Origin of the sequence: Streptomyces sp. NRRL WC-3549, from assembly GCF_000721935.1 — a bacterium.
Taxonomy (GTDB): domain Bacteria; phylum Actinomycetota; class Actinomycetes; order Streptomycetales; family Streptomycetaceae; genus Streptomyces.
Genome location: NZ_KL585435.1, coordinates 12,399 through 15,407, shown reverse-complemented (window position 1 = coordinate 15,407; position 3,009 = coordinate 12,399). Strand labels below are relative to the sequence as shown.

Annotated in this window: 3 protein-coding genes; 2 read left to right on the top strand and 1 reads right to left on the bottom strand. The window is 72.0% G+C overall.

What is annotated here, in order from left to right; all coding sequences use genetic code 11:
• Both IH13_RS0131565 and IH13_RS0131560 read left to right on the top strand, forming a co-directional pair.
• Positions 1-643 (top strand): P1 family peptidase (locus IH13_RS0131565; RefSeq protein WP_031089736.1); only part of this gene is annotated, 643 nt, incomplete at its 5' end.
• Between the two features lie 120 nt (positions 644-763).
• Complete coding sequence (locus IH13_RS0131560; protein ID WP_031089734.1) at positions 764-1,510, top strand: DUF6227 family protein; 747 nt, start codon at positions 764-766, stop codon at positions 1,508-1,510.
• 174 nt (positions 1,511-1,684) lie between these two features.
• On the opposite strand, the gene IH13_RS0131555 is transcribed toward IH13_RS0131560, so the two are convergent.
• Positions 1,685-3,009, bottom strand: a 1,325-nt coding sequence (locus IH13_RS0131555) for an MFS transporter (RefSeq protein WP_031089733.1), incomplete at its 5' end; no start/stop codon positions are given.

The following is a 3,009-nucleotide window of genomic DNA, read 5'->3' as shown; positions in this document are numbered from 1 at the left end:
GGCCGCCGCGTCGGAGGCGGGTGCCCCGGTCCCCGAGGGAACGGTCGGCGCGGGCACCGGCGCGGTCGCCGGGGATCTCAAGGGCGGAGTAGGCACGGCGAGCGTACGCACGGCCTCGGGGGCGACGGTCGCGGCGCTGGCCGTGGTGAACGCGGCCGGCTCGGTCGTCGACCCGCGGACCGGGGTCCTGTACGGCGAGTACGGCACCGGGGAGCCCCTCGTGCCCCCGTCCCCCGCGACACACGAGGCGGCCGGCCGACGGCTGGCGGAGCTCCGGGATGTGCGGGGAGGCGGCCACTTCAACACTACGATCGCCGTCGTCGCCACCGACGCCGCCCTCACCCGCGCCCAGGCGCAGAAGCTCGCGGGCACGGCGCACGACGGGCTGGCACGCGCCGTGCGGCCGGTCCATCTGCTGACCGACGGGGACACCGTGTTCGCCCTGGCCACCGGCGGCACACCGCTGCCGCCGGAGCCCACGGCCGCGCTGAACGGCATCCTGGCGGCCGGTGCGGACGCGCTGGCCCGGGCCGTCGTGAAGGCGGTCAGGGCCGCCCGCGGAGTCGACGGCCCCGGCGGAACGTTTCCCTCCTACGGCGACCTCTACGCCGACCGGAACGATCATCACAACGACGGTCCCTGAGGGGCGGGAACTTTCCCCGTGAGCGGTACGTTTTTCGCGAACCCCGGTCACGATGTCCGACCCAGGGACTACGTTATGCACGCATCGAGTAACGCGCGGCGACGGCCTGGAGACAGCACCTTGAGCGATCCGTACGAGACAACCGAGCAGCACCTCGAGCGACTCCTGCGATGCGCCCTCAACTCCTTCGACCTGTCCGACACGACCATCGAACGACTCGGGACGGCGCTGGCACACAGCAGTTCGCTGCACTCGTCCCACCACAGCTCGGCACTGCACCGCGAGACCTATCGCCACACCTATCTGCTCGCCGACGGCTCGGCGCTCACCCTCTGGGAGCTGGTGCACGGCGGCGGCCGGGACAACGACGCTCCCCGCCGACACGAGCTGTACGACGACGAGGGCGACGCCCAGGTCGCCGCCGCCCGGCTGTCCGGCAGCTTCTGGGACACCCGGGCCATCGCCGACGAGAGCTCTCGGGACGACCTGGAGATCCTCACGCTCCTGACGGCCGTTCCCCCGCCCCCGCTGCCCCGCATGTACGCCCCGGACAACTCGGCGGACCACGCCCGTCGCGTCCTGCGCCGTGCGGAGAACGCGGACCGGCCGGGCGCCCGGACCGCGAGGCTGCTGCGGGCCGCGTTCGCCCACCACATCACCCAGGTCTTCGGCCGTCAGTGCCGCGTGGACGGGCGGGACGCGGGCTTCACCCTCTACGAGCATGCGTTCCTGCTGCTGGACGGCAGCGAGACGAGCCTGTGGGAGGTCGAGCACACGGCCACGCCCGACGGCCGCCACATGTGCGAGGTGTACGGCGACGAGCCGACCGCCCGCCGAGCCATGGAGAACCGCACCCGGATCTGCTGACCGGGCGGCTCCGGGCACGCCGGTCGCGCCGTCCGCTCGGGGCGCGAAACGGTCGGCGGCCCGTCCGCCCTGGAACGGGGAGGGCGGGCCGTCCGCGCGCCGTGGGTCCGCTGAGGCCCGTGTGCGCCGCGGGGGTCGCGTGCGCCGTGGCCCCAGTGGCTCGGGCGCCGCGTGTCAGTGCGTCAGTGCAGGGTCCTGCTCCTTACCGACCTCGTCCTCCGACACCCGGCCGGGGCCCCCGATGTCGTCACCGGCCTCCTCACCGCCCTCCTGGTGCGTCCGAGGCGCGGCCGGCAGGGCGAACATGACGAAGAAGATCACCGCGAGCACTCCGGCGACGCACCACAGCGACCGCTGGAACGCGTCCACGAACTCCCCTCCGAGCGCCTCCGGTGCCGCCCCGTCGTCGATCGCCCCGAAGAAGACCACCGAGACGAGGCCGAGCCCCAGCGCCGTACCCATCTGCTGCACGGTGTTGATCAGCCCGGAGGCCGACCCGGAGTGCTCCTTCGGCACTCCGGAGAGCACCGTGTCCGTCAGCGGGGCGACGATCAGCCCCATCCCCGCACCCATGACCACCAGCGGCAGGACCATCTGCCAGGACGTGATGGTGCTGCCGTACCACTCGGCCTCGCCTATGTAGAGCAGCAGCCCGGCGATCATCAGCAGTGCGCCCGCCTGGAGCACCTTGCGGCCGAAGCGGGGCACCAGCTTCTGCACGGAGAGACCGGCGGCGACCGAGACGGCGATGGAGAACGGGATTCCGGTGGTACCCGCCTTCAGCGCGCTCCAGCCGAGGCCCATCTGCAGGTAGAGCGTCCAGACCAGGAAGTAGATGCCGAGGCCGACGCCGAAGGTGAGCTGCACGGCGATCCCCGCGGCGAAGCTCTTCACCCGGAACAGCGACAGTTCGATGAGCGGCGAACCGTCCCTGCTCGCCTTCTGGCGTTCGTACGCGACCAGCCCCGCGAACACCAGGAGACTGGCGGCCATGGACACATGGCCCCATACCGGCCAGCCCAGCTCGCGGCCCCGGGTCAGGGGGTAGAGCAGCATCAGCAGGCCGAGCGTCACCAGGGCGACGCCGGCGAGGTCGAGCCTGAGCGCCTTGGGAGCACGCGACTCGCTGATGAACTTCCGTCCCAGGACGAGCCCGGCGATGCCGACCGGCAGGTTGATCAGGAAGAGGTTCCACTCGGTGAGCAGTGCGCCCAGCAGGGGGCCGGAGACGGCGCCGAGCCCGACGATCGCCCCGAACAGCCCGAACACCTTGCCTCGCTCGTGGGCGGGGAAGGTGGCGTGCACGATCGAGAGCACCTGCGGCACCATCAGTGCGGCCGTGGCGCCCTGCAAGATCCGGGAGGCGACCAGCATCTCGGGGTTCACCGCGAAACCGCAGAGGGCGGAGGCGATCGTGAAACCGCCGATGCCGAGGAGGAAGAGCCGCTTACGGCCGTGGATGTCACCGAGCCGGCCGCCGGTGATCAGACCGGCGGCGA